This window comes from Cypionkella sp., from assembly GCF_028290025.1.
GTDB lineage: Bacteria > Pseudomonadota > Alphaproteobacteria > Rhodobacterales > Rhodobacteraceae > Cypionkella.
Window position 1 is genome coordinate 45,068 of the sequence record NZ_JAQGKQ010000049.1, and the last position, 24,792, is coordinate 69,859.

General features: G+C 58.2%; 27 protein-coding genes and 1 pseudogene. 7 read left to right on the plus strand and 21 right to left on the minus strand.

Annotation, left to right across the window (positions count from 1 at the left end; translation table 11 throughout):
* Window positions 1-9 precede the first annotated feature (9 nt).
* Both JWS10_RS07055 and JWS10_RS07060 read right to left on the minus strand, forming a co-directional pair.
* Complete coding sequence (locus JWS10_RS07055; protein ID WP_299505789.1) at window positions 10-1,701, minus strand: sensor histidine kinase; 1,692 nt, start codon at window positions 1,699-1,701, stop codon at window positions 10-12.
* 10 nt (window positions 1,702-1,711) lie between these two features.
* On the minus strand, window positions 1,712-2,413 hold the full coding sequence (locus JWS10_RS07060; RefSeq protein WP_299476078.1) for a response regulator transcription factor: 702 nt from the start codon (window positions 2,411-2,413) through the stop codon (window positions 1,712-1,714).
* A gap of 357 nt (window positions 2,414-2,770) precedes the next feature.
* On the opposite strand from JWS10_RS07060, the gene JWS10_RS07065 reads away from it, so the two are divergent.
* Window positions 2,771-4,369: a phosphoenolpyruvate carboxykinase gene (locus JWS10_RS07065; protein ID WP_299505792.1), complete on the plus strand. Its 1,599-nt coding sequence runs from the start codon at window positions 2,771-2,773 to the stop codon at window positions 4,367-4,369.
* Window positions 4,370-4,644: 275 nt separating this feature from the next.
* Window positions 4,645-6,297, plus strand: coding sequence for an acyl-CoA dehydrogenase family protein (locus JWS10_RS07070; RefSeq protein WP_299505793.1), 1,653 nt, complete (start codon window positions 4,645-4,647; stop codon window positions 6,295-6,297).
* Here the strand turns inward: JWS10_RS07070 and JWS10_RS07075 are convergent.
* From JWS10_RS07075 to folK, 12 genes are all read right to left on the minus strand, one after another.
* A complete protein-coding gene (locus JWS10_RS07075; RefSeq protein ID WP_299505795.1) occupies window positions 6,294-7,511 on the minus strand; it encodes an MFS transporter in 1,218 nt (405 codons plus the stop codon). The two genes, JWS10_RS07070 and JWS10_RS07075, sit on opposite strands and share 4 nt — an antisense overlap.
* 125 nt (window positions 7,512-7,636) lie before the next feature.
* A complete protein-coding gene (gene recO / locus JWS10_RS07080; RefSeq protein ID WP_299505800.1) occupies window positions 7,637-8,377 on the minus strand; it encodes a DNA repair protein RecO in 741 nt (246 codons plus the stop codon).
* Window positions 8,378-8,529: 152 nt separating this feature from the next.
* Window positions 8,530-8,865 (minus strand): DUF1491 family protein, encoded by a 336-nt coding sequence (locus JWS10_RS07085; RefSeq protein WP_299505802.1) that lies wholly within the window; start codon window positions 8,863-8,865, stop codon window positions 8,530-8,532.
* A 127-nt stretch (window positions 8,866-8,992) separates the two neighbouring features.
* Complete coding sequence (gene era, locus JWS10_RS07090) at window positions 8,993-9,916, minus strand: GTPase Era (protein ID WP_299476111.1); 924 nt, start codon at window positions 9,914-9,916, stop codon at window positions 8,993-8,995.
* 22 nt (window positions 9,917-9,938) lie between these two features.
* Window positions 9,939-10,628 carry a ribonuclease III gene (gene rnc / locus JWS10_RS07095; protein WP_299505804.1) on the minus strand — a complete coding sequence of 230 codons (690 nt, stop codon included), beginning with the start codon at window positions 10,626-10,628 and terminating at the stop codon, window positions 9,939-9,941.
* Window positions 10,625-11,404 carry a signal peptidase I gene (gene lepB, locus JWS10_RS07100; protein ID WP_299476099.1) on the minus strand — a complete coding sequence of 260 codons (780 nt, stop codon included), beginning with the start codon at window positions 11,402-11,404 and terminating at the stop codon, window positions 10,625-10,627. Before lepB ends, rnc begins: the two co-directional genes overlap by 4 nt.
* Before the next feature lie 106 nt (window positions 11,405-11,510).
* Entirely contained in the window at window positions 11,511-11,924 is a 414-nt protein-coding gene (gene acpS / locus JWS10_RS07105; protein WP_299505805.1) for a holo-ACP synthase, read from the minus strand.
* Window positions 11,925-12,677, minus strand: a complete 753-nt coding sequence (locus JWS10_RS07110; protein WP_299505808.1) for a pyridoxine 5'-phosphate synthase — start codon at window positions 12,675-12,677, stop codon at window positions 11,925-11,927. It abuts the gene before it with no gap.
* Window positions 12,678-12,692: 15 nt separating this feature from the next.
* A complete protein-coding gene (locus JWS10_RS07115) occupies window positions 12,693-13,412 on the minus strand; it encodes a DUF2062 domain-containing protein (RefSeq protein WP_299505811.1) in 720 nt (239 codons plus the stop codon).
* A 67-nt stretch (window positions 13,413-13,479) separates the two neighbouring features.
* Complete coding sequence (locus JWS10_RS07120) at window positions 13,480-15,597, minus strand: bifunctional (p)ppGpp synthetase/guanosine-3',5'-bis(diphosphate) 3'-pyrophosphohydrolase (RefSeq protein ID WP_299505814.1); 2,118 nt, start codon at window positions 15,595-15,597, stop codon at window positions 13,480-13,482.
* Between the two features lie 48 nt (window positions 15,598-15,645).
* On the minus strand, window positions 15,646-15,999 hold the full coding sequence (gene rpoZ / locus JWS10_RS07125; protein ID WP_299505817.1) for a DNA-directed RNA polymerase subunit omega: 354 nt from the start codon (window positions 15,997-15,999) through the stop codon (window positions 15,646-15,648).
* Window positions 16,000-16,073: 74 nt separating this feature from the next.
* On the minus strand, window positions 16,074-16,655 hold the full coding sequence (folK, locus tag JWS10_RS07130) for a 2-amino-4-hydroxy-6-hydroxymethyldihydropteridine diphosphokinase (protein ID WP_299505820.1): 582 nt from the start codon (window positions 16,653-16,655) through the stop codon (window positions 16,074-16,076).
* Between the two features lie 143 nt (window positions 16,656-16,798).
* On the opposite strand from folK, the gene JWS10_RS07135 reads away from it, so the two are divergent.
* From JWS10_RS07135 to JWS10_RS07150, 4 genes are all read left to right on the plus strand, one after another.
* Window positions 16,799-17,371 (plus strand): NYN domain-containing protein, encoded by a 573-nt coding sequence (locus JWS10_RS07135; protein WP_299505823.1) that lies wholly within the window; start codon window positions 16,799-16,801, stop codon window positions 17,369-17,371.
* Window positions 17,372-17,611: 240 nt separating this feature from the next.
* A complete protein-coding gene (ispH, locus tag JWS10_RS07140) occupies window positions 17,612-18,562 on the plus strand; it encodes a 4-hydroxy-3-methylbut-2-enyl diphosphate reductase (RefSeq protein WP_299505825.1) in 951 nt (316 codons plus the stop codon).
* 1 nt (window position 18,563) lies between these two features.
* Window positions 18,564-19,025, plus strand: a complete 462-nt coding sequence (rnhA, locus tag JWS10_RS07145; protein ID WP_299477336.1) for a ribonuclease HI — start codon at window positions 18,564-18,566, stop codon at window positions 19,023-19,025.
* A gap of 67 nt (window positions 19,026-19,092) precedes the next feature.
* The gene (locus tag JWS10_RS07150) at window positions 19,093-19,605 is read left to right on the plus strand and encodes a transcriptional regulator (protein ID WP_299505828.1); all 513 of its coding nucleotides are present in this window, start codon (window positions 19,093-19,095) and stop codon (window positions 19,603-19,605) included.
* Between the two features lies 1 nt (window position 19,606).
* Here the strand turns inward: JWS10_RS07150 and JWS10_RS07155 are convergent, their stop codons facing one another.
* The 5 genes from JWS10_RS07155 to def (JWS10_RS07175) form a co-directional block, all read right to left on the minus strand.
* Window positions 19,607-19,843 (minus strand): GlsB/YeaQ/YmgE family stress response membrane protein, encoded by a 237-nt coding sequence (locus tag JWS10_RS07155; protein ID WP_299477342.1) that lies wholly within the window; start codon window positions 19,841-19,843, stop codon window positions 19,607-19,609.
* Window positions 19,844-20,012: 169 nt separating this feature from the next.
* Window positions 20,013-20,909: a methionyl-tRNA formyltransferase gene (fmt, locus tag JWS10_RS07160; protein WP_299505830.1), complete on the minus strand. Its 897-nt coding sequence runs from the start codon at window positions 20,907-20,909 to the stop codon at window positions 20,013-20,015.
* Window positions 20,906-21,409 (minus strand): peptide deformylase, encoded by a 504-nt coding sequence (gene def, locus JWS10_RS07165; protein ID WP_299505833.1) that lies wholly within the window; start codon window positions 21,407-21,409, stop codon window positions 20,906-20,908. The genes fmt and def (JWS10_RS07165) overlap by 4 nt, the downstream gene beginning before the upstream one ends.
* Window positions 21,406-21,888: a peptide deformylase gene (gene def / locus JWS10_RS07170; RefSeq protein WP_299505835.1), complete on the minus strand. Its 483-nt coding sequence runs from the start codon at window positions 21,886-21,888 to the stop codon at window positions 21,406-21,408. The genes def (JWS10_RS07165) and def (JWS10_RS07170) overlap by 4 nt, the downstream gene beginning before the upstream one ends.
* Window positions 21,888-22,412 carry a peptide deformylase gene (def, locus tag JWS10_RS07175; protein ID WP_299477354.1) on the minus strand — a complete coding sequence of 175 codons (525 nt, stop codon included), beginning with the start codon at window positions 22,410-22,412 and terminating at the stop codon, window positions 21,888-21,890. The genes def (JWS10_RS07170) and def (JWS10_RS07175) overlap by 1 nt, the downstream gene beginning before the upstream one ends.
* Window positions 22,413-22,614: 202 nt before the next feature.
* On the opposite strand from def (JWS10_RS07175), the gene JWS10_RS07180 reads away from it, so the two are divergent.
* Window positions 22,615-23,784, plus strand: coding sequence for a MalY/PatB family protein (locus JWS10_RS07180; protein WP_299505837.1), 1,170 nt, complete (start codon window positions 22,615-22,617; stop codon window positions 23,782-23,784).
* A 62-nt stretch (window positions 23,785-23,846) separates the two neighbouring features.
* Here JWS10_RS07180 and JWS10_RS07185 read toward each other — a convergent pair whose 3' ends face one another.
* Window positions 23,847-24,197, minus strand: a complete 351-nt coding sequence (locus tag JWS10_RS07185; RefSeq protein WP_299505840.1) for a hypothetical protein — start codon at window positions 24,195-24,197, stop codon at window positions 23,847-23,849.
* Window positions 24,198-24,311: 114 nt separating this feature from the next.
* Window positions 24,312-24,792 (minus strand): annotated as a pseudogene (locus tag JWS10_RS07190) (chromosome segregation protein SMC); the annotation flags it as partial.

A 24,792-nucleotide genomic window follows, 5' to 3' on the forward strand; every position in this document is an offset into this window, starting at 1 on the left:
ACGCCTGCGTCACACCGGCAGACCAACCACAAACCGCGCGCCGAGCGGGTCAGAGGTGGGGTCGGCGTTGGTGGGGCGGATGTTCTCGGCCCAGATCACGCCGCCGTGCGCTTCGACAATCTGTTTGCTGATCGACAGGCCAAGGCCGGAGTTATTGCCGAAATGAGTTGTCGGGCGGTCGGAATAGAAGCGTTTGAACACCTTGGTCAGCGCCTGTTCCGGGATGCCGGGGCCGGTGTCTTCAACCACGATCAGCACGCGGTTTTCACGGCGGCGCGCCCAAACCCGCACCGCATCGCCATCATCGCAGAACGACACGGCATTGGTGATCAGGTTGACGAACACCTGCGCGAGGCGACCTTCGAGGCCATGGATTTTGATCGGATCGGTCGGGAAATCAGTAATGAATTCAACGTGCTTCTCGCGCGCTTGATCGCCCAGATATTCGGTAAGGTTGGTGAGGGTTTTAACGAGGTTGAACTCCTCCTCCTCCTCTTTCACCAGTTCACTGTCGAGACGCGAGGCGTTGGAAATGTCGGAAACCAACCGATCCAAGCGGCGCACGTCGTGTTCGATGACGTTCAGCAGCTTCTCACGGTGTTCGTCTTTCTTCACCATCCGCATCGAGCCCACGGCCGAGCGCAGGCTGGCCAGCGGGTTTTTGATCTCATGTGCCACGTCAGCGGCAAATTGTTCATTGGCGTCAATGCGGTCATAAAGCGCCGCGACCATGCCACGCATAGCCACCGACAGGCGGCCAATTTCGTCGGGCCGGGCGGCGAGGTCAGGGATACGCACCCGACCGGGCGACATTTTGCGGGCGTCACGGTCGCGGCCAAGTTCGGCAGCGGCCGCGAGATCGGACAGCGGGTTGGCGATGGTCGAGGCCAGCACCAGCGACAGGCCAATCGACACCAGCAGCGCAATCACAAACATTTGTAGGATTTGCTCACGCTCATAACGCACCAGACGGTCAATCTCACCTTCCGCCGAGGTCAGCACCACCGAGCCCACCACCGAGCCTGCAATCAGCACCGGGCTTGCCACCGAGAACTGTGCGCCGCCATCCAAGCCACGCCCGGTGTTCACCGCAACGGCACCGCTGAGAGCCTGGGCGTAAAGGTCACGCGCTAAAGCCTCACTATCGGCGGTGACGGCGGCGCGGTTGCTGGAACCAAGCAGGCCAGAGACGGCCTCCCAAATGCCATTCAGAAAATCGGTGATGACGGTTTGACGCTCATCTTTGATCACGGTTCCTGGCAGCGTTTGACCGATGTTGTGGCTTACAAGCAAGCCATTGAGATCAAATACGAAAACCTCGACCCCCGGCCCGATTGCCAAGCCCGCCATGCTGGTCGGCAGTTTGCCTTCGGCATTGGTCGCAGCGGTTTCGACGACGTTGGAAATCAAACGCGCCTCGGTTACCAAGGCTTTCTCGCGCTGCAAAACCAAACTGTCGCGAAATGGGTTCATAAACAAAACGCCAGCGACCAAAATCACCAGCGCCATCAGGTTGAATACGATGATCTTGCGCGCCAAAGGCGAGCGGTTCAGCGAGACGATGCCACGCCGTCCACGGCCTTGGGACAATGCATTATCCGCCACAACCTCGGGCGAGACCCAGTCTTCGCCCAAGAGCAGTTCTCCCGGTTTCTTCGCCGGGATCACGTCTTTCATGGATATGTTTTGCGCAGCGGTCATGCTTTGGCAGTCATTCTTCGTTGTAGCGATAACCAATGCCATACAGCGTTTCGATGGCAGCAAAGTCATCGTCAACCGAACGCATTTTCTTGCGTAACCGCTTGATATGGCTGTCGATCGTGCGGTCATCGACATAAACCTGATCGTCATAGGCCACGTCCATCAACTGATCGCGGCTTTTCACGAAACCGGGGCGCTGAGCGAGGGCTTGCAACAGCATAAACTCGGTCACGGTGAGCGAAACGTCGCGACCTTTCCAAGCCACCGAATGCCGCAGCGGGTCCATGCGCAGATGGCCACGCTCCATAATCTTGGTTTCTTCGGTAACGGCGACTTCGCCCGTCGCTATCGCTTCGTTGCGGCGCAAAAGCGCACGAATACGCTCTACCAAAAGCCGCTGGCTGAACGGTTTTTTGACGTAATCGTCGGCACCCATCCGCAGGCCCAAAACCTCGTCGATCTCATCATCTTTCGAGGTCAGAAAGATCACCGGCATGGTGGATTTCTGCCGCAACCGTTGCAAAAGATCCATGCCATCCATCCGGGGCATCTTGATGTCGAGAACGGCCATGTCCGGCATCCGGCGATTGAACGAATCGAGCGCGGATTGCCCGTCATTGAAGGTTTCGACTTCAAACCCCTCGGCTTCAAGAGTCATGGATACCGACGTCAGGATGTTCCTGTCGTCGTCTACAAGGGCGATCCTTGCCATATTTGGGCTTCCCTATTCTGCTCGGCTTGCCTGATTTTTGACACATATTCTGTATTCCCGGGCCACTAAGCAACTGCTAACTGCGAATCACCCATGGCTGGAGAGTCCATCAGTCGCTAAATTTCCAAATGAATGACTAATATGACGCAGTTTTCCGATACACTGCATTTTGGTTGCGCTAACCCGGAAATGGTTGCGCTAACGGCGCTTTCGCGTCCTATTCCGTGCAATATCCGTATGTTATAGCAGAATTACGAAGACCAAAACGTGGTTTTCGCGGCATTGCGCCTTGAGATTCCGGGCGTAACAAGTTGGAAACTTAACCGTCGTATTTTGACGGGAACGGGAGCGAGCAGGATGACTATTGGACGTGTAAACCCATCGCACAGGCTGGAAGATCAGGGCATCCGCGGGCTGGGTCGCGTCTTTTACAACTATATCGAGCCCGCGTTGGTCGAAGCCGCGGTGGCGCGTGGTGAAGGGAAGTTGGGCAAGGGCGGCGCATTTTTATGCTCTACCGGGCAGTTCACCGGGCGGTCGCCGAAGGATAAATTCGTGGTGCGCACCGCTGGGGTCGAGGATTCGATCTGGTGGGAGAATAACGCAGCGATGGCGCCCGAGGCGTTTGATCGGCTGTACGCGGACATGCTGGCGCATATGCAGGGGCGCGATTATTTCGTGCAGGATCTGTTTGGCGGGGCCGATCCGGTGCATCGCTTGGACGTGCGGATGGTGACGGAGCTGGCGTGGCACGGGCTGTTCATCCGCCACATGCTGCGCAGGCCAGAGCGGGCCGAGTTGAATAGCTTCGTGCCAGAATGGACAATCATCAACTGCCCGACGTTTGAAGCTGACCCGGCGCTGCACGGCTGCCGGACCTCAACCGTGATCGCGCTGAACTTTGAGCGCAAGATGATCCTGATTGGCGGCACGGCTTATGCGGGCGAAAACAAGAAAGCGGTGTTCACGCTGCTTAATTATCTGTTGCCCGAAAACGGTGTGATGCCAATGCATTGCTCGGCGAACCATGCGATTGGCAATCCGGTGGATTCGGCGGTGTTCTTCGGGCTTTCGGGCACTGGCAAGACGACACTTTCGGCGGACCCGTCGCGGATTTTGATCGGTGACGATGAACATGGCTGGTCGGATCGCGGCACCTTCAACTTTGAGGGAGGCTGCTATGCCAAGACGATCCATCTGTCGGCAGAAGCGGAGCCGGAGATTTACGGCACGACATCGCGGTTCGGCACTGTGGTTGAGAATATGGTGTTCGATCCCGAAACGTTGGAGCTGGATTTCAGCGACAGCAGCCTGACCGAAAATATGCGCTGCGCTTATCCGTTGGAGTATATCTCGAACGCGTCCGACACGGGGATGGGCGGGCATCCGAAGCATGTGATCATGCTGATTTGCGATGCTTATGGGGTGCTGCCGCCGATTGCGCGGCTGACGCCAGCGCAGGCGATGTATCATTTCCTGTCGGGGTTTACCTCAAAAACGCCGGGGACGGAGCGCGGGATTGTCGAACCTACGCCGACGTTCTCCACCTGTTTTGGCGCGCCGTTCATGCCGCGGCGGCCAGAGGTTTACGGCAAGCTGTTGCAAGCGAAGATTGCGCAATTTGGTGCGTCGTGCTGGTTGGTCAATACCGGCTGGACGGGCGGCAAGTATGGCACCGGCAAGCGGATGCCGATCAAGGCGACGCGGGCTTTGTTGACGGCGGCGCTGGACGGGTCGCTGGCGGCGGGAGAGTTCCGGCGCGATCCGAACTTTGGCTTTGAGGTGCCGGTGGCTGTGAAGGGGGTCGATGCAGGCTTGCTGGACCCGCGCGCGACATGGGCTGATACGGCGGGTTATGATGCGCAGGCCGCGAAACTGGTGGGCATGTTCGCGGATAATTTCGCGCAATATGTGCCGTTCATTGATGCGGACGTGAAAGCGGCGGCTATTGGGTGAGATTGAGACGGTCCCGAGTTGGGACCGTTTTTAGTGTGGGGTTTTCAGTGGCTTGCGAGACTGTCTTAAAGATCTGTTAAGCTTTGCTTGTTGGAGGAACGCTGGGGGTTTTGCACCCCCAGACCCCCGCAGGATATTTCCGCCAATGTGAAAGCGGATCGCGCGGGATTGGCTGCGACACTTTAAATCTTTTCAGTTCTTGTTTGTGAATTATTATTGCGCTGCGGATGCGAAGCGATTAGCTATTTCGCAGATGCAGCATGAGGATTTGCGTGATGGCTTTGGATCAGAACTCTGGCGTGATGGCTGATCTGTTGGAGCTGACCGCTGAGGCTATGCCGGAAGTTGAGGCGCTGTTTTCGCGTGCGCGTGAGGCGTTGCGGGGGCTGGTGACGGTTGGCGGCAAAGTCTCGGGCGCGGCGTTGGAAGCGCATCAGTTTGCGGCGCATGGGCTGGCTTGGCTTGCGACTTATACCGAAAGCCTGCGGCAGTTGCGGGCTTGGGCGGGGCGGCTGGAGGCTGAGGGGCGCTTTGGCGAGATGGAGGCGTTGATCCTTCAGATCGGTTTCGGCGAGTATTTGGCGCAGATCCACGGCGGGCTTCCGATGTCGCAGGGGGAGATTGCGCGTCTGGGAGACTTGGGGATTTCGGCGGTGCCGGGGGCGGCTTCGCACGCGCTGATGGCGGACGGGAATACTGCCACGGCGCGGATGCGATTGGTGGCGTTGATGCGCAGCAATCAGGGGCGGGCGACGTTTGGGGCCTGCGGTCTCGACGATGAGCTGGAGATGATCCGCGATCAGTTTAGGCGATTTTCCGATGAAAAGGTCGTGCCGTTTGCGCATGGCTGGCATCTGCGCGACGAATTGATCCCGATGGAGATTATTGAGGCTTTGGCCGAGATGGGGGTGTTTGGGCTAACGATTCCTGAGGAGTTTGGCGGGTTTGGCTTGTCGAAGGCTTCGATGGTTGTGGTTAGCGAGGAGTTGTCGCGGGGGTATATTGGCGTGGGGTCGTTGGGGACTCGCAGCGAAATTGCCGCCGAATTGATCTTGTGCGGCGGGACGGATGCTCAGAAGGCGCAGTGGTTGCCGAAGCTGGCGAGCGGTGAGATCTTGCCGACCGCGGTGTTTACCGAACCGAATACTGGCAGCGATTTGGGGGCTTTGCGGACGCGGGCGGTGCAAGGCGCGGATGGCTGGGAGGTGACGGGCAACAAGACCTGGATCACCCATGCGGCGCGGACGCATGTGATGACTTTGCTAGCGCGCACGGACGCAGAAAGCAGCGATTACAAAGGCTTGTCGATGTTTCTGGCGGAGAAACTACCGGGGACGCAGGCCGAGCCATTTCCTACTCCGGGCATGACTGGCGGCGAGATTGAGGTTTTGGGCTATCGCGGCATGAAGGAATATGAGTTGGCGTTTGATGGCTTCAGCGTGAAGGCTGAGAACCTGCTCGGTGGGGTGCCGGGGCAAGGTTTCAAGCAGTTGATGCAGACGTTTGAATCTGCGCGGATTCAGACGGCGGCGCGGGCGATTGGGGTGGCGCAGAACGCGCTTGAAGTTGGGATGGCCTATGCTGAGGATCGAAAGCAGTTCGGCAAATCGCTGATTGAGTTTCCCCGGGTGGCGGGGAAGCTCGCGATGATGGCGGTTGAGATTATGATTACCCGGCAGCTAACCTATTTCAGCGCCTCGCAAAAAGATCACGGCAAACGCTGCGATCTGGAGGCGGGGATGGCGAAACTGCTCGGTGCGCGGGTGGCTTGGGCTGCGGCGGATAATGCGTTGCAGATCCATGGTGGCAACGGCTTTGCGCTGGAGTATCAGATTTCGCGCATTTTATGTGATGCGCGGATACTGAATATCTTTGAGGGCGCTGCGGAGATTCAGGCGCAGGTTATCGCGCGGCGGCTGCTCGATTAGGGGCGGCCGCGTGAGGGCCGCAAGATGCCCAAACGCGGATGCAAACTGCTGGCGATGACATAGGCTGCGCCGAATGCGAGGCCGGATGCGGCGAAAATGAAGTTCAAGGGCGCTACCCATAACACCAGCCAAGCCATGCCGGGGGTGGCGATGCCGGAGACGTCGCGGAAGCTGGAATAGACGGCGGCCATCTCGGCGCGCTCGGACGGTTTGACCGACATCATAAACGGCAGGCCGCCGGAAATGTCGAGCATGACGAGGCCGAATGAGCCTAAAAACAGGCAGCCGATGGTGATCCACGGCAGCGGGGCGGCGATGGTGGCAAGGCAAAACAGGATTGCGCAATAGGCCAGCGCCCAGCGTAAAGCGATGCGAACAGTGCGGCGGCGCACCCATGAGGCCATGAAGGGCGATAGCAAAAGGGTGGCGTTGGACACCGATAGCATGAAGCCGCCGAGTTTGTCGCCCAAGCCTGCCTCAATGCAGAAAACCGGAACATAGACTACGTAGACCCACCAGCCGCAACTGCGGATCACTGCGAACAGCCAGCCTGCGATCAGCCGGGGCTGGCGGAAGAACCGGCCTAAGTATGCCAAAGGATTGACGGCTGGGCCTTTGGCGCGGGTGATTTGCTTGCCCGAGCCGAGCCGCAGATACCAGAACACCGCGAACAGGATCACCGCGAAGATGGCGGCGACGATGAAGGGTAGCGGTGCCCAAAACGCCCGCATGTAGACGCCGCTCATCGGGCCGATTGCCCAAGGGGCTGCGGCATAGACCATTTGCAGGCTTTGGGTGCGGCCCAGTTCGGCGCGGGGGACGTAATCCAGCACATAGGCGTTGAAGCAGACAAAGCAGGTCACGGTGGCCATCGACATGATCAGAATGCCAAGTTGCACCGACCATTGCGTGCCCAAAACGAACAGCACCATGGAGATCAGGTAGAACACGCAGCCCGCCGAATAGACCCAGCGGCGCGGCCAGATTTGGGTGAGGCGCGGCACCATCAGACCCCAGAACAGAGTGATGATCCCGGCGGTCAGGTAAACGGTGGACAGGTTTTGCGCCGAGCCGAAAGCATCGTAAACCGCGATCGGAATGGTGGAAATCAGCGTGCCGCGCACCGCAGCCTCTAATCCCGCAAGCAGGGCGAAGTGCTGAAGTTTGGGGCTGGAGGAGTGTTTCAACTCCAAAGACTGATACCGCAGGGCCATGTCGGTATATGGCTTTGAATGGCGGCATGGGTCTGTGTCGGAGGCGACGGCGGTTGGGCTATCTGCGACTATTTATCAGGCTTTTATTTTTTGGGAATGGCCGAATTTCCTCGCGAAACGGTCCTCTATTTCGCAAAAGGATCGTCGGCGGAATGCTTGGCAAGGATGGCCAACAGGCGGGCGCGGGCGTCGGGCAGTGGTTTGCCGTTCAGCAGCGGCTCCATCGCGCGGTTGAGGAAATGGCCGGTCAGTGCCAGACCTTGCGCGATCTCCAAGGGGCTCGCGGGGCCTTGGCCGAGTAGAACCGGCGGTAACGGCAGCAGGCGCGAGGCCCAATCGCCTGCCGCATCGCGATTGACCGCGCGGCCGGTTTTCGGGCTGACATAGGCGAGATCCTCACGGCTGCCGGTGATGGCGCATTGGCTGAAGTCGAGGGCGAAACCGAGTTCCTCTAGCAAATGCAGCTCCCACCGCAAATAATCGGGCGGCCAGCCGGGGGTCAGCAAGGCGTCGAGCAGTTGGATGGAGCGGGCGTAAAGTGCCGGATGCGGCTCGCGATCCGGCAAGGCGGCGTGCAGCATGGCACAGATGGCGTTGAGGCCAGCGAGGTTGAGACGGTTGGTCAGCACGCCCGCACGGCTGCGCAAAGGTTCAACCTTGAAGTTGCCGATCTGCTCGGAAAGCCGCGCCTGCCACGCCACATCGACTTGGGTGCCGGGTTGCAAAACGGCGGCCATCCGGCGCGAGGCACCACCGCGCACCACGCCAGCGTGACGCCCATGCGCCGCCGTGAACACCTCAATGATCGCCGATGTCTCGCCATGCGGCCGCACCGAAATCACCGCACCCTGATCGCGCCATTCCATAGGACGAGTATCGACGCAGCGCGGTGGCAGAGCAAGGCTCGCCGTGCTTGGGTTTTGGGCCGGATTGCGGGGATGATTGCGCGGTTTACTCAGCCGAGTAACCAACTTTGCCGTTGGGCCTCGCTGCACGGGACGCAGCGAAGCCGGGCGCTTTAATCGGAGAGACCGGCCTGGTCCAGCAGCGTGCGACCTTGACGATCTTCGAGTTCGATCACCCAAAGGTCAGGGTCACGGCTGCGCTGGCGGGTCAGCAGGGCATCGACTTCCGGCTCGGGCCCATCGGCGAGAACCACCCAGACGCGGGTGTCGGCCATCAGATCAAACGAGCGTTGATAGGCGCGGGCCTGGCCGTTCAGCAGGGCGACCTTGACCAGAACCGCGCCCGCCGTGGGATCACCTTTGGCGGTGACATAAACTGGAATATCCGCCAGCCGGAGCCGGGTGAGATAAGCGGAGACCCAGAGATCGGACGTCAGGCGGGCGCTCATGATCATCCTCTTTGCGCAAATATCCCCCCGGAGGGATCAATCGTGTAACAGACGCGCGGTTTCTAACTGCAAAACCGGAACTTGAGCCAATCTATTGAACGAACTTCGCTTCAAATTCCGCCCCGGCTCAAGCCTCGCCGTCTTTGAAATCCAGACCCATCTCGGAATAACGCTCGGGCTCGTCCTGCCAGTTTTCGCGCACCTTCACCTGCAGGAACAGATGCACGGTGCGGCCCAAAAATTCGGAAATGTCGGCGCGGGCGGCTTGGCCGATGCTTTTGATCGTCTCGCCCTTGTTGCCTAGAACGATGCCCTTGTGACCATCGCGTGAGACGTAAATCAACTGGTCGATCCGGGTTGATCCATCGGGTTTGTCTTCCCATTTCTCGGTCTCAACGGTCAGCTGATAGGGCAATTCTTCGTGCAGCCGCAGGGTCAATTTCTCGCGAGTCATCTCGGACGCGATCAACCGCATTGGCAAGTCGGCGATCTGGTCTTCGGGGTAGAACCACGGGCCGTCGGGGATCTGCTCGGCCAGCCATTCGCGCAAGTCTTTGACTCCATAACCTTTTTCGGCAGAAATCATAAAGGTTTTCGCGAACGGGAAGGCTTCGTTCATCTTTTCGGCCAATGCGAGCAGCACCTCGGCTTTGACCTTGTCGATCTTGTTGATCGCCAAAGCGACCGGCTGGCCTTGTGGGATTTGGTCTTTCATCCGGTCGATGATGGTGGCTACGCCTTCGGTCAGGCCACGGTTGGCTTCGATCAAAAGCACGATCAGATCGGCGTCGGCGGCACCGCCCCAAGCGGCTTTGACCATGGCGCGATCAAGGCGGCGACGCGGGCGAAATAAGCCGGGGGTGTCAACGAAAACGATCTGCGCCACGCCTTCCATCGCCACGCCGCGAATACGGGTGCGGGTGGTCTGGACTTTATGCGTCACGATGGACACTTTCGCGCCCACCATGCGGTTCAGCAGGGTCGATTTGCCAGCGTTCGGCTCGCCAATCAGCGCCACGAAACCTGCACGCGTGCCGGGGCCATCGGGCATCCGGCCAGTTAATTTGCTGTCTTCACTCATCAGAATTCTCCATCCGGGCCAGAAGGGCGCGGGCTGCGGCTTGTTCGGCCACACGTTTCGATCCGGCGCGGGCAAGTTCTGCCTCGCCACTTTCCAGACGAACTTCGACGGTGAAGATCGGCTGGTGGTCTGGGCCTTCGCGGCCCTGTTCGGTGTAAATGGGTGGTGGCATGGCGCGGGCCTGCGCCCATTCTTGCAATGAGGTTTTGGGGTCGCGGGCGTCTTGTTCCACGGCACCGATGCGCGGCCCCCATAACCGCAGGATCAGCGCGCGGGCGGCGTCGAAGCCACCATCTTGGTAAACGGCGGCGATCACCGCCTCCATCGCGTCACCCAAAAGCGCCTCTTTGCGGCGGCCACCTGAGAGCATTTCCGAGCGACCCAGTTTCAGAACATCGCCCAAACCGATTTCGCGCGCGACCTCGGCGCAAGTCTCTTTACGCACCAAAGCGTTGAAACGAGGGGCGAGTTGCCCTTCGGAGGCCGCCATATCGGAGCCCAGCAAAGCCTCTGCCATCACGAGACCAAGCACACGATCACCAAGGAATTCAAGGCGTTGATTGTCGGGACGTGTGTTGGAGGAAATCGAAGCATGGGTGACGGCGCGCAGCAGAAATTCTGGCTCGCGAAAGTTGTGCCCTATGCGCGCCTCGAAGGCTTTGAGATCGGCCGCGAGCCTCACTCCACCGCCTTGAAGAAGCGGTCTGAGCGCCAGGTCCAGAAATACAGCATCGAGGTGCCAGCGGAGGAGAAAATGATGCGGTCGGCGCGGCCGATCAAATTTTCGACGGGCACAAAGCCGACGCCGCCGACGGCTTGAGCAAAGCGGCTGTCTTGGCTGTTGTCGCGGTTGTCGCCCATGAAGAAATACTCGGCTTCGGGCACGGTAAACACGTCGGTGTTGTCGGCGTAGCCATCGTCTTCGATGTTCAGCACATCATGCACGACGCCGTTCGGCAACGTCTCGCGGAAGCGGTCTTTTTTGCACATCGCGCCATCGCCGACGGCACCATTGCCGCAACGTGGGCGGCTTTTCATCGGGCCTTGCGGCTCCATCACTTCTTCAAAGGTGCCAGCGGGCACTTGCGGCACCACAGCGCCGTTGATGTAGAGAATGCCTTGTTTGACCTGAACTTTGTCGCCCGGCAGACCGATCAGACGTTTGACGAAATCCGAGCCGTTGACCGGATGGCGGAACACCACCACGTCGCCGCGCTGAGGGTCCGAGGCGAAGATGCGGCCTGAGATCGGGCAGAGTGCGAAGGGGCAGGAGTATTTTGAATAGCCGTAAGCCATCTTGTTGACGAAGACGAAGTCGCCAACCAGCAGGGTGTCTTTCATCGACTCGGAAGGAATCCAGAATGGTTGGAAGAATATGGTGCGGAACAGGCCCGCGATCAGCAGCGCGTAAACAACGGTTTTCACCGTTTCGACAATGCCGCCATCGTTTTTCGCCATGATGCCTGTAACCTCAAGTTTGCCACGATGCGCGCAGCTTTTAGCTTTTGCCGCTACGCGCGCGACTTTTATCTTTCGCGCTACATGCGCGCCGAGGGGCTTGGAGTCAAGTTGGCGCGGGGCCGGGGCGGGCCTCGATCACCACGTACGCCTGCGCCCAAGGGTGATCGTCGGTCAAAGTGACGTGAATGATGGCGTGGTGGTCGGGCGGGGTCATCTGCGCGAGGCGTTCGGCGGCCCAACCGGTCAGGTGCATGACGGGCTGACCCGAGCGCAAGTTGGACACCGCCATGTCTTTCCACGCGATGCCCATGCGCAGGCCGGTTCCCAGCGCCTTGGAACACGCCTCTTTCGCCGCCCAGCGTTTGGCATAGGTGGCGGCGATAGCGCGGGGGCGGGAGTCGGCCTTTTTCTGCTCGCGCTCGGTGAAAACCCGATTGCGGAAACGGTCGCCGAAACGGGTCAGAGTGGCGTCTATCCGCTCTATATTGCAAAGGTCAGAGCCGATACCGAGGATCATTTAAGCGCGAGCCTGATCCATGCGACGGCGCATTTCCTCAATTGCAGCTTCAAGACCGACGTAAATGGCCTCGCCGATCAGGAAATGGCCGATGTTCAGCTCGATGATTTCCGGGATGGCGGCGATGGGGGCGACGTTGTCGTAGGTCAGACCGTGGCCGGCGTGGACTTCGAGGCCGAGGCTGTGGGCGTAGGCGGCAGCTTTGCGCAGGGCGTTCAGTTCGACCTCGGCTTCGTCCATGCGGCCCTCGGCGTGCAGGTCGGAATAGTGGCCGGTGTGGAGTTCCACGACAGCGGCACCGATGCGGGCGGAAGCCTCAATCTGGCGCGGGTCGTGGCCGATGAACATCGAGACGCGGCATCCTGCTTCGCGCAGCGGCGTGATGAAATCGGTCAGGCGGTTGGCGTCGGAGGCGACATCAAGGCCGCCTTCGGTGGTGCGTTCGGCGCGGTTTTCCGGCACGAGGCAGACGGCGTGAGGTTTCAAGCGCAGGATAATCGCGGCCATCTCATCGGTGGCGGCACATTCAAAGTTGAGCGGGATGCCGATGCCTGCGCGCAAAGCCTCCATATCGCTATCACGGATATGGCGGCGGTCTTCGCGCAGATGGGCGGTGATGCCGTCAGCGCCGGCAGCTTCTGCCAGCAACGCGGCACGCAGCGGGTCGGGCCAGACAGCGCCGCGCGCATTGCGCACCGTGGCGACATGGTCAATGTTGATGCCAAGCCGTTGCCGTAACAGAGCAGAAACCATGGCCGTCTCCATAATTTAAGGCGCGTCGGCCTTGCTTTCATCGTGCTTATGCGCTGCGGCATCGGCGTCTTTGTCACCACGATGCAGCAGGCGGGCTTTGGCATCGGCCACGGCCAGCTTTAGGCGGTGGCGGCGTTCGCGGCGATCATCGGCCTTGGCAGCGCGGGCTTTTTGATAGGTCTGCACCAGCGGGATCGTCAGGTAATACGCGACCGCAGAAATCACCAGACCGGGCAGCAGAGCGCCGATAAAATAGGGCACGTAAATCTCATGCCAGAAGCGAATCAGGCCACCCCAATGCATCGTTTCAGGCGTAAAAATTGCGACCATGTTGCGCCAAAGATCGCCGCCTGCATGGGCAAACGCGCCGCCAATGGCTTCGGCGGAAAGCGGTTCCTGCACACCCATGATCCAGTGACCAAGCGTCATTGCAAATACCGCGAAGAACGGCGTGGTCAGTGGGTTGGTGTTGAACGTGCCCAGCAACGCCGCGAAAAGATTGCCGCGCACAAGGCGGGCAGCGGCCCAAGCGGCCACAAATTGCAGGCCGGGGAGGGGGAGAAAGCCGATCATAAAGCCCGCAAACACGCCGCGCGCGATGCGGTGAGGGTCGTCGGGCAGGCGGCTCATCCGGTGAATGACGTAGCGGGTGGCGCGTTTGAATCCACCGGTCGGGTAGATCATCTCGCGCATCCAAGCGAGCCATCCCAGCGGTTGCCGACGTTTGAATACCATGGATCGGCCCCGCTTCCTTTCTGCCATCAGGCGTATGCCCTCGTGGATAATCCGATCGGATATTCCGTTAAGGCTTTCGTGTCATATCACGATGCCGCGACACTTGTGCGACATCCGTTTCGGCCTCGAGTGCCGTCATTACCATGTGCAAGTGTTCGACGTCGCGCAAGTCCACGTCAATGATAAGTCTGTAAAAATCCGGTTTACGCTCGGTGAATCGCAGATCGGATATGTTGGCTTTCTGCTCGCCAATCAAGGTGCAAATCCGCCCCAAAACGCCCTGATCGTTCGAGATGGCAACATCCAGCGCAACGGTGTTCACCGCAGCATGACGGCCCGCGTGCCATTGCAGATCAACCCAGCGGTTCGGTTGTTCTTCAAACTCCTCCAGCGCCGGGCAATCAATCGCGTGGATCAACACACCTTGGCCGCGATAGGTAATGCCCACGATACGTTCACCGGGCAAGGGCTGACAGCACAGCGCACGGCGGAAGGTTTGATCATCGGGCATACCAATGACGGCGCGGGCGGATTCGACCTCATCCACACCGCGTTGCACCAGTTCGGGATACAGGGTTTCGACAACTTTACGGGCGGTGAGTTCGGCGGAACCTAGGGCTGCGAGAAGTTCGGCTTCATCGGGCAATCCCAGCATTTTAGCAGCGGTGCGCAGGGCTTTATCTGTGGCTTTCTTGCCGACATGCTCGAAGGCGGCGCGGGCAAGTTCTTGACCCAAACGGACAAAACGACCGCGATCTTCTTCGCGCAACGATTTGCGAATCGCAGCCTTGGCGCGGCCGGTGGTGACGATGTCGATCCACGACGCCTGCGGGCGCTGGCCTTCGGCAGTGATAATCTCGACCGACTGGCCATTTTTCAGGCGGGTCCACAAGGGCACGCGGATACCGTCGATTTTGGCCGAGACGCAGGAATTGCCGATGCGGGTATGGATGGAATAGGCGTAATCCAGTGGCGTGGCACCGCGCGGAAGCTGCACCACATCGCCCTTCGGCGTGAAGCAGAACACCTGATCGGAATACATCTCAAGCTTGACGTTTTCGAGAAACTCGTCGTGATCGCCCTCGTCCAGACGTTCGGTCATTGCGGCGATCCACTTGGCGGGATCGACGGCAAACGGGTTCTTGGCGCGCACGCCTTCGCGGTAAGACCAGTGCGCGGCCACACCTGCTTCAGCGACTTCGTGCATTTCACGTGTGCGGATTTGGACCTCGACCCGCTTGCCGTCACGGCCTGACACCGTGGTGTGAATGGAGCGGTAGCCGTTGGTTTTTGGCTGGCTGAGATAATCTTTGAACCGGCCCGGCACCGCGCGCCAGCGTTGGTGGATCACGCCCAAGATGCGGTAACAATCCGCGACCGAGGCACAGATGACGCGAAAGCCGTAAATGTCCGACAGGCTGCTGAAGGCGAGGTCTTTTTCCTGCATCTTGCGCCAGATCGAATAGGGTTTCTTCGCGCGGCCATACACGTCGGCGTCGATGGCGACCTTTTCCAACTCGGAGCGGATGTCGGCGGTGATCTGATGCACCACGTCGCCCGATTCGCGTTGCAGCGTCAGGAAGCGGCGAATAATCGAGTTGCGGGCCTCTGGGTTCAGCACCCGGAACGACAGGTCTTCAAGTTCTTCGCGCATCCACTGCATACCCATGCGACCGGCAAGCGGCGCATAGATTTCCATGGTTTCGCGGGCCTTTTGCGCCTGCTTTTCCGGCTTCATCGACTTGATGGTGCGCATGTTGTGCAGGCGGTCGGCGAGTTTGACCAAGATCACCCGCAGGTCTTTCGACATCGCCATGAACAATTTACGGAAGTTTTCCGCCTGCTGCGATTCGGTGTTGGAAAGTTGGAGGTTGGTCAGCTTGGTAACGCCATCGACCAGTTCGGCGACTTCCTCGCCAAACAACTTGGCGACCTCGGCATAGGTGGATTTGGTGTCTTCGATGGTATCGTGCAGCAGGGCCGTGATGATGGTGGCATCATCGAGTTGTTGTTCGGTCAGGATGGCTGCGACGGCGACGGGGTGGGTGAAATAAGGCTCACCCGATTTGCGCAACTGGCCGTCATGCATATCTGACCCGTAGGCATAAGCCTTACGGATCAGTTCAGAATTGCAGCGTGGATTGTAGTTTTTAACCAGGGCGATGAGGTCTTCAACGTCGATCATCACCGCCCCGCAATTCGGGTATCCCCGTCATTAAAGCTCGCGCCAGACTTAGAGCTCGCCCTGTGCTTCCATCAATGCCCGCAGCAACTTTTCTTCCGACATATCATCTTGCATCGGGCGATCAATTTCGCCGGACATAAGCAGAGCCATCTGATCTTCTTCCGGCTCGTCAACTTCGATTTGGGTCTGGTGACCTTCAATCATCCGCTCACGCAGGCCGTCAGCCAACTGAGTTTCCTCGGCGATTTCGCGCAAGGCGACCACCGGGTTTTTATCGTTATCACGATCCACAGTCGCGGCAGAGCCGGCTTGGATTTCGCGGGCCCGATGGGCCGCAAGCAGGACAAGTTCGAACCGATTAGGAACCTTGTCAACGCAATCTTCAACCGTCACGCGGGCCATGAAAGACTCCAGTAGGGATGGGGGCTTTGAAGCGGTCTATTTAGGCGCTGCGCGGCGCATTGACAAGGGCATAATCAAGCGGATGCGATAGGTATGACATTAGCGCGATCTTGGCGTGGAAGTGCCGCCAGCATCTGCGCCACCGTAAGGCCAGTTATGGGGTGTTGCCAGCCGGGGGCAACGTCATTCAGCGGCACCAGAACGAAAGCGCGTTCGGCCAGACGCGGATGCGGCAAGATCAGCTGATCGGGGGCGAGACGGCGCTGATCGTCCGGCGACAGGCTTTGCCAATGCATATGGGTATTACGGTCAGGCAGCACTGATTCGCCCAAGGCCAACAGGTCAATATCTAGCGTCCGCATACCCCAACGCTGTAGCCTTTCGCGGCCAAACTCCGCCTCTACATCATGCAAACAAGCTAATATTTCTGCGGGGGAGGTGTCATGACGCAACGTAATAGCCGCTGCGGCGTTTATGTAATCCGGGCCCGCTCCGGCGGGAAAACATGGCGTCTGATACAACTTGCTGGCGCAAGTTATTTGCACGCCACGCCGCACAAGCTCCGCTAAAGCGGCCCGAATTGTTTCCATTGGCGACATTTTGCCGAAATCGAGATTTGCGCCTAATGCAATTAGAGCGTGCTTTTCTGTGACCATAGTTGATGATAACCTCACAATAGATTGGCTTGCTCGTCATTTGGCGACCCTGCTATTCAAGCTCATTCGCCGTTGAATTATCTACATTAGGTAGACCACTCACGAAAGCGCGATTGGCAACAGTTTTTTCGAGGGGACGACTTATGTTTTACAAGGACGAACGGCTCGCGCTGTTCATTGATGGTTCCAACCTTTACGCCGCAGCTAAGGCGCTTGGGTTTGACATCGACTACAAGTTACTGCGTCAAGAGTTCATGCGTCGTGGCAAGCTGCTGCGGGCGTTTTACTATACAGCTCTGCTGGAAAATGACGAATACTCGCCGATCCGTCCACTGGTTGATTGGCTGCACTACAACGGCTTTACGATGGTGACGAAGCCGGCCAAGGAATACACCGACAGCCAAGGTCGCCGGAAAGTCAAAGGCAATATGGATATCGAACTCGCGGTCGATGCGATGGAGCTGGCACCGCGCGTTGATCACGTGGTGATCTTCTCGGGAGACGGTGATTTCCGTCCGCTTGTCGAAAGCCTGCAACGTCAGGGCGTTCGGGTCTCGGTGGTATCAACCATCCGCAGTCAACCTCCAATGATTGCCGACGAATTGCGCCGTCAGGCTGATAATTTCATCGAACTGGACGAATTGCGTGACGTGATCGGTCGCCCGCCGCGTGAGCCTCGCGCTGAGCGCGATGAAGAGCCGGTTGATGTGAAGTGACCAACGTCGCTTTGCGGTGATGAGCTTTGGCCGGGGCGGGAAACTGCCTCGGCCTTGGCAATTAAGGCAGCTGTAATTGCGCAGAAATGTGGCAATGGTCAGACGCGGGTGTTGCCAGATACGGGCTAACTGGGCGCAGGATAGTATTGCGCGGGAAGTGCTAGTTTGTCCCGCAACACTAGACGGCGCGCGCCCGGCAGCTTAGGTCTAGCCCAAACGCGAGAAGTCTCGAGAACCCCAATGACCTTACCGAAACTCACCCTATATCTTGCCGCCCCGCGCGGCTTTTGCGCCGGTGTTGACCGCGCGATCAAGATTGTCGAACTTGCGCTGCAAAAATGGGGCGCACCAGTCTATGTTCGGCATGAAATCGTGCATAACAAGTTCGTGGTCGATGCGTTGCGGGCTAAAGGCGCGGTGTTTGTCGAGGAACTTGATGAATGTCCTTCGGATCGCCCGGTGATATTCTCGGCCCACGGGGTGCCAAAATCTGTGCCAGCGGCGGCGGAAGCTCGGGCGATGATCGCGGTCGATGCGACGTGCCCCTTGGTTACCAGGGTGCATAATGAGGCACAAAGGCATTTTGAAGCGGGCCTTCAGATGGTGATGATCGGCCATGACGGGCACCCCGAAACCATTGGTACCATGGGACAATTGCCCGTAGGTGAAGTCTTGTTGGTCGAGACGGCGGGAGATGTAGCGACACTGGCGGTGCGCGATCCACAGCGGTTGGCCTATATCACCCAAACCACCTTGTCTGTCGATGACACGGCGGGAATTGTGGCGGCGCTTGAGGCGCGGTTTCCGGCGATCATCGGGCCGCATAAGGAAGACATTTGCTATGCCACCACCAACCGGCAAGCGGCGGTTAAGGCCATTGCCGGCAAGATTGACGCGCTTTTGGTGATCGGAGCGCCGAATTCGTCCAACTCGCGGCGGCTGGTCGAGGTTGGGCGATCCTCGGGTTGTAGCTATGCGCAACTGGTGCAGCGGGCCGCCGATATCGACTGGCGTTCGCTGGAAGGCATTGCCTCGGTTGGGGTTACGGCCGGGGCTTCGGCACCGGAGGTGTTGGTCAATGAAGTGATTGATGCTTTTTGTGCGCGGTTTGAGACCACGGTGGAATTGGTCGAAACCGCACAAGAAAACATTGAGTTCAAAGTGCCGCGTATATTGCGGGAAAGTGTGTAAAATGCCGGATTTGTTTGCTTATACCGATGGAGCCTGCTCGGGAAATCCTGGCCCCGGCGGCTGGGGCGTCTTGATGCTCGCGCGCGAAGACGGCGCGGTTGTGAAGGAACGCACGCTGTTTGGCGGCGAGGCGCATACCACAAACAACCGTATGGAGCTGCTGGCCGCGATTTCGGCGTTGGAGGCTTTGACCAAAGCGTCAGAACTGACGATTGTGACTGACAGCGCCTATGTGAAGAACGGCGTCACCGAGTGGATCCACGGCTGGAAGCGCAACGGCTGGAAAACCTCTGGCAAGGATCCTGTGAAGAACGCCGATCTTTGGCAGCGGCTGGATACCGCCCAAGCCAAGCACAAAGTTATGTGGCGCTGGATCAAAGGCCACGCTGGTCATGTCGAAAATGAGCGGGCCGATGAGCTGGCGCGCGCCGGGATGGCCCCATTTAAACCGGTGAAGCTGTAAGTTATCGAAGATGAACCGCTGTTCACATATTGATTGCTATTATTGATGTTTGAGTCATATTGGCAGAATGGCACGCACAAGGCTGATTTCTGACCATGACGTATTCAAGCAGGTTCTAAGCCTGCTGCTGCAAGATGGCGAAAAATCGGTGACTTTTTCTGCAATTTCCGCGGCAACTGGTCTTGCGCCGCCAACGTTGGTGCAACGCTACGGCAGTTGTGCGGAGATGATTTCGACCGCAATCGCACAAGCGTGGGACGAACTCGATGCACTGGCAGAGGCCGCGACGCTGAACGCCACAACCCAAAGCAAGGGCCTGCCGGGGTTGCTCAAAGCCCTGACCGGCTCGATTGATGCTGGAGCCTTGCTAACGCTCAGCCAGCGCAGGCCCGATCTGACTGCCCGCGCAAGCGCCTGGCGCAATCAGGTCGAACAGGCCATCGCGGCCCGGTTGGAGGTGAGTGCCAAAGCCAAGGATACGGCCGCGATGATCTTTGCGGCATGGCAGTGTCGGATGTTATGGAGTAACGCCGGCGGTAAAGGATTTCGGCTGGGTGAGCTCATAAAGCGGCTGGGCTGAATTACCTGGCTACGTAAGTTTTATACAACCAAATCAGCAAGATAGCACCAAGGATGGCTCCGACTAGCCCCGCCATCCAGCTGGTGACCAATATCAAGCCGCGCAGGACAAAGCCGCCGATAAGCGCGCCGCAAACTCCGATCACGATGGTCGTCGGCACATCTGCATTGATCCGCATTGTCCGGGTTGCCAGAAATCCGGCGGCTGTGCCGACGATCAGCAAGAACACCAATCCCATGAAAACTCTCCCATTCTACGTTTATGATATGGGGATGCTTTGCGAAAATGAAATGACCCGGCCCGCCGGAAGCATGTTTCTTGCGATAAAGCCAAATTGGTGTGGCTGCATTGGGCAAGATGTTCTCTGTATGCGCGGCAGGCTTAGCCTGCGTTACAGCCAGCTTCTGTCAGGACAAAAGCCGTTCTGGAAGTTTCAGACCGTTAAGAATGTCCGCCGCTGGCATCGGTCGCTTGCCTTCACGTTGCGCCATCAGGATATCGACCGCGCCTTCGCGGCAGGCTACGCGAAACCCGCCAAGCAGCTGGCCGGGCAAACCTGAGCCCTCAGCAAGACGCGAGCCGAGGAGTTTTATACGCTCACTGTGGACCTCGCACCATGCACCGGGAAACGGCGAAAGGCCCCTGATCAGCCGATCCACCTCGACCGCAGGCTTTGACCAATCCACCCGCGACTCTGCCTTGTCGATCTTTGCGGCATAGGTCACGCCGCTATCGGACTGGGGAATTGCAGGTGCTGGAAGCTGATCAATTGTCGCAGTGATCAGCCGCGCCCCGATGATGGAAAGACGGTCGTGCAACTCGGCCGAGGTTTCCTCTGCGGCAATCGGCGTCGCTTCGCGCGCCAAGATCGGCCCGGTATCCAGCCCCGCCTCCATCTGCATGATGCAGATGCCAGTTTCGGTATCGCCAGCCATGATCGCACGCTGAATTGGGGCGGCCCCACGCCAACGCGGCAGCAGCGAGGCATGGATATTGAGGCAACCCAAACGCGGCGCATCCAGCAACGCCTGCGGTAAGATCAGCCCGTAGGCGACGACGACCGCAAGGTCCGCACCAAGGGCCGCAAATGCCTGCTGAGCCTCGTCGGTGCGCAGCGAGACGGGGTGGTGCACTGGTAAGTTTAACGCTTCGGCGCGACGCTGAACAGGACTTGCGCGATCCGCTTTGCCGCGGCCCGCAGGTCGCGGCGGCTGGCAATATACTGCAACTATCTCATGGCATTGTGCCAATGCATTTAAAATCGGGACGGAGAATTCCGGGGTGCCCATGAACACTATTTTCATTGACGTTTTCGCAATTTTTCTGAACGCGCCAGCAACATCTTTCGTTTGACCGCCGATAGGTGATCGAAGTACATTTTACCCGACAGATGGTCAATTTGATGCTGAACAGATGTCGCCCAAAGGTTCACAAAGTCGCGTTCTTCAATCTGGTTTTCCGCATTCAGAAACCGAACAGTAACCGCACGAGGCCGCAGCACAACCGCCGACACGCCGGGAAGATTTGGCGAGGCTTCCTCATGCTCGCGGAACTGTCCTGAAGCATGTAAAACTGTTGGATTCGCCATCAAGATCGCTTGCCCGCGCTGATCAGAACAATCAACGACTGCCAATTGCAGTGCAATCTCGATCTGCACGGCGGCCAGCCCGTAGCCCGGCATTGCGTCCATGGTCTCGACCATATCTCGCCAAATCGCCCGAACCTCGTCCGTTATTTGGGAGACCGGAGCGGCGGCGGTTCGTAGGCAGGAATGTGGGTAAGGAACGCAAGCTTTGACGGTCATAAAAGCGCGCTTTCTGCTAGGGTGCGGGCGGCCGGATCAAGGTGATCGAGGGTGAGCACACCACTCAAATGGTCGAATTCATGTTGCGCGCAAATCGCGGCAATACCTGTGAACGTTTCTTCACATATAGCTTCAGCCAAATTCGTCCAGCGCATTGTCACCGTCTTTGCGCGCGAAATCTCGGTGGTGATACCCGGCAATGACAGGCAGCTTTCCGGCCCAATCGCGGTTTCATCCGACTTCCACAGCATTTCAGGGTCGATCAACACACGTGGCGCGAATACGCCTTCCTTCCACGTGCAGTCCATTACAAAAATGCGCTGCAACACGCCAATTTGCGGTGCCGCAAGGCCGCGGCCGGGAGCCGCATACATGGTTTCCAGCATGTCTACGGCCAGCCGTGAAATATCTCCGGCGGTATGTGAACAGACCGTCGTTAATCTTGTGTCAGGCCAGCGCAAGATTGGCAGAATAGCCATCAGTTTGAACCCGATCGCGCCAATTCTCGTTTGAGCTTTTCCATTTTGCGGGTGATCATTTGACGCTTGAGTGGCCCAAGGTAGTCGATAAACAGCTTGCCATCGAGGTGATCAATCTCGTGCTGCACGCAAGTCGCCCAAAGTCCCTCAAAGATGCGCTCCTGCAATGCTCCGGTCAGATCCATCCAAGTGACTTTCACCGAACTCGGCCGTTTGATCTCGGCATACTGATCGGGAATCGACAGACAGCCTTCCTCGTAGCTGGCAAGGTCTTCCGAGGCCCAAGTCACTTGCGGATTGAGCAGCGCCATCGGCTCGGGCGGGCCGTCCTTGATGCAATCCATTACGATAAGACGCTTCATCACGCCAACTTGTGGCGCGGCCAGCCCGATTCCGGGCGCTTCATACATGGTTTCGAGCATATCCGAGGCGAGAGTCAAAATCTCGGCTGTAACCGCAGCGATGGGTTCGCAGGGCTTCTTCAGGCGCGGATCGGGATGGATCAGGATGTCACGGATCATGATGGGGATTTACGGCGCGGTGGCAAATCGTGCAAGAGGGTGGTGGAATTTCGGTTTGAATCCGGGCTTCTGGCGATTATCGGGCGGAAGTTCCGAGTGATGGCCGTAATGGAAGATATAATTCTGTGTACGGCGAATATTCTGGTATGATGTTCCCCCACGGCGGGCTATGTAGAACTTAAGACTTGGGCAAGCAGGAAAAATCATGAGCTTTGACGCGCCAATCAATCGCCTCGGAACACATTCGGTCAAATGGGATTCGATGGAGGCGATTTATGGCGTGCCTGCTGAGGGTGGGATCGCGATGTGGGTCGCAGATATGGATTTCCGGCCGCCGACCTGCGTACAGCGCGCGCTGGAGGGGATGCTGGCGCATGGTGTGTATGGATATTACGGCGACGACACGGCCTATCTGGACGCGATTCGCTGGTGGATGCAGACCCGTCACGGCTGGGCTGTGGAGCGTGAGCATATTTTTACCACGCATGGTTTGGTGAACGGCACGGCCATGTGCGTCGATGCGTTTACCAAACCGGGCGACGGTATTGTGCTGTTTACGCCGATTTACCATGCCTTCGCGCGAGTGATAAAGTCTGCGGGGCGTGATGTGGTGGAGTGTAGGCTTGCCAATGTAAACGGACGTTATGAAATGGATTTTGCGGCTTGGGACGCGCAGATGACCGGCTCGGAAACCATGCTGATTCTGTGTTCGCCGCATAACCCCGGCGGGCGGGTGTGGACAATTGACGAATTGCAAGGGGTTGCGGACTTCTGTGGTCGTCACAACCTGTTGTTGGTTTCTGATGAAATTCATCATGATTTGGTGATGCCCGGGCAAAAACATACCGTGATGACGGCGCTTCCGGGGATTAGTGAACGTTTGGTCATGATGACGGCGACCACCAAGACGTTCAACATTGCCGGCGCGCATTCTGGCAATGTGATCATCGCAGACGCCAAATTGCGGGCGCGATTCGCCGAGCGTATGAATGCAATGGGCGTATCGCCAAATTCGTTCGGAATATTCATGGCGACGGCAGCCTATTCCCCCGAGGGTGCGGCATGGGTGGATGAGCTCTGCGCCTATCTTGCAGAAAATGCGCGCGTTTTTAACGAGGGCGTTAACGAGATTCCCGGTCTGAAATCTATGCAGCTTGAGGCGACTTATCTCGCTTGGGTGGACTTCTCTGGGACGGGCATGCAGCCGGCCGAGTTCATCGATAGGGTCCAGAGCCAAGCCAAGATCGCCGCTAATCATGGCACGCCGTTTGGCGCTGGCGGCGAATCGTATTTGCGTTTCAACATTGCGACGCCGCGCGCGGTGATTATAGAAGCGGTGAAACGGCTGAAAATGGCGTTTGCGGACCTGCAATAACGGGCCATTGCCGCCATTACTCCGCGCCAATTTTGGCGCTGAAACGACTGCGACTTCGGTGATTACAGCCTAGGCAACAAGGCGACGGGTGCGTGATCGTCGCGTTCGTAATCCAACGCGGCACGATCGGACACTTTGGTCATGCTCTTGAAATCGCATATCAAATCGCCATTCTCGACCAACGACGCAATGATCAGGCATTGGAAAATATGCCGTGAGCCGTCGTAGACATCGACCAAGCCGCGCAGATGCGGCGTCAGTGCGCCGTCAAGCGCGAAACCGTTTTGCCAGATACGGATAACCGGGAATGCCGCCTCGCCAACCTGTACTCGAAGCCGCGATTTGCGCGATGATTCACGCCTGCGCGCGGCATCTAAACCTTCGCTGATCTCGTTTGGCAAAAACTCCAGCATCATCGTCTCCATCGTTGGGATCAGGATTGCTGAAAAACCGTGTAGTTTTGTGACAAGCTAATTAGATCTCAAAAAACGCCGCATTCAAGTTGCGGAAATGTCGCAGGAGTATGTTCAGGCGACCATAGCCTCGGCGCGCTTTAGATCGACCGATACCAACTGGCTAACGCCTTGTTCCGCCATGGTAACACCGAACAAGCGATCCATCCGCGCCATCGTTACGGCATGGTGAGTGATGATCAGGAACCGGGTTTCGGTGCGGCGGGTCATCTCATCTAAAAGGTCACAGAAACGAGTGACGTTTGCATCGTCCAAAGGCGCGTCTACCTCGTCCAAAACGCAAATTGGCGCGGGATTGGCAAGGAAAACCCCGAAGATCAACGCCAGCGCGGTCAAAGTTTGTTCGCCACCCGACAAAAGCGAAAGTGTCGCCAGCTTTTTGCCGGGGGGTTGGCACATAATTTCGAGGCCGGCTTCTAATGGGTCATCCGATTCGACCAGAACCAGCCGCGCTTCACCGCCGTTGAAAAGATGGGTAAACAGCGTCGCGAAGTTGGCGTTAACCTGTTCAAACGCTGTCAGCAGGCGTTCGCGC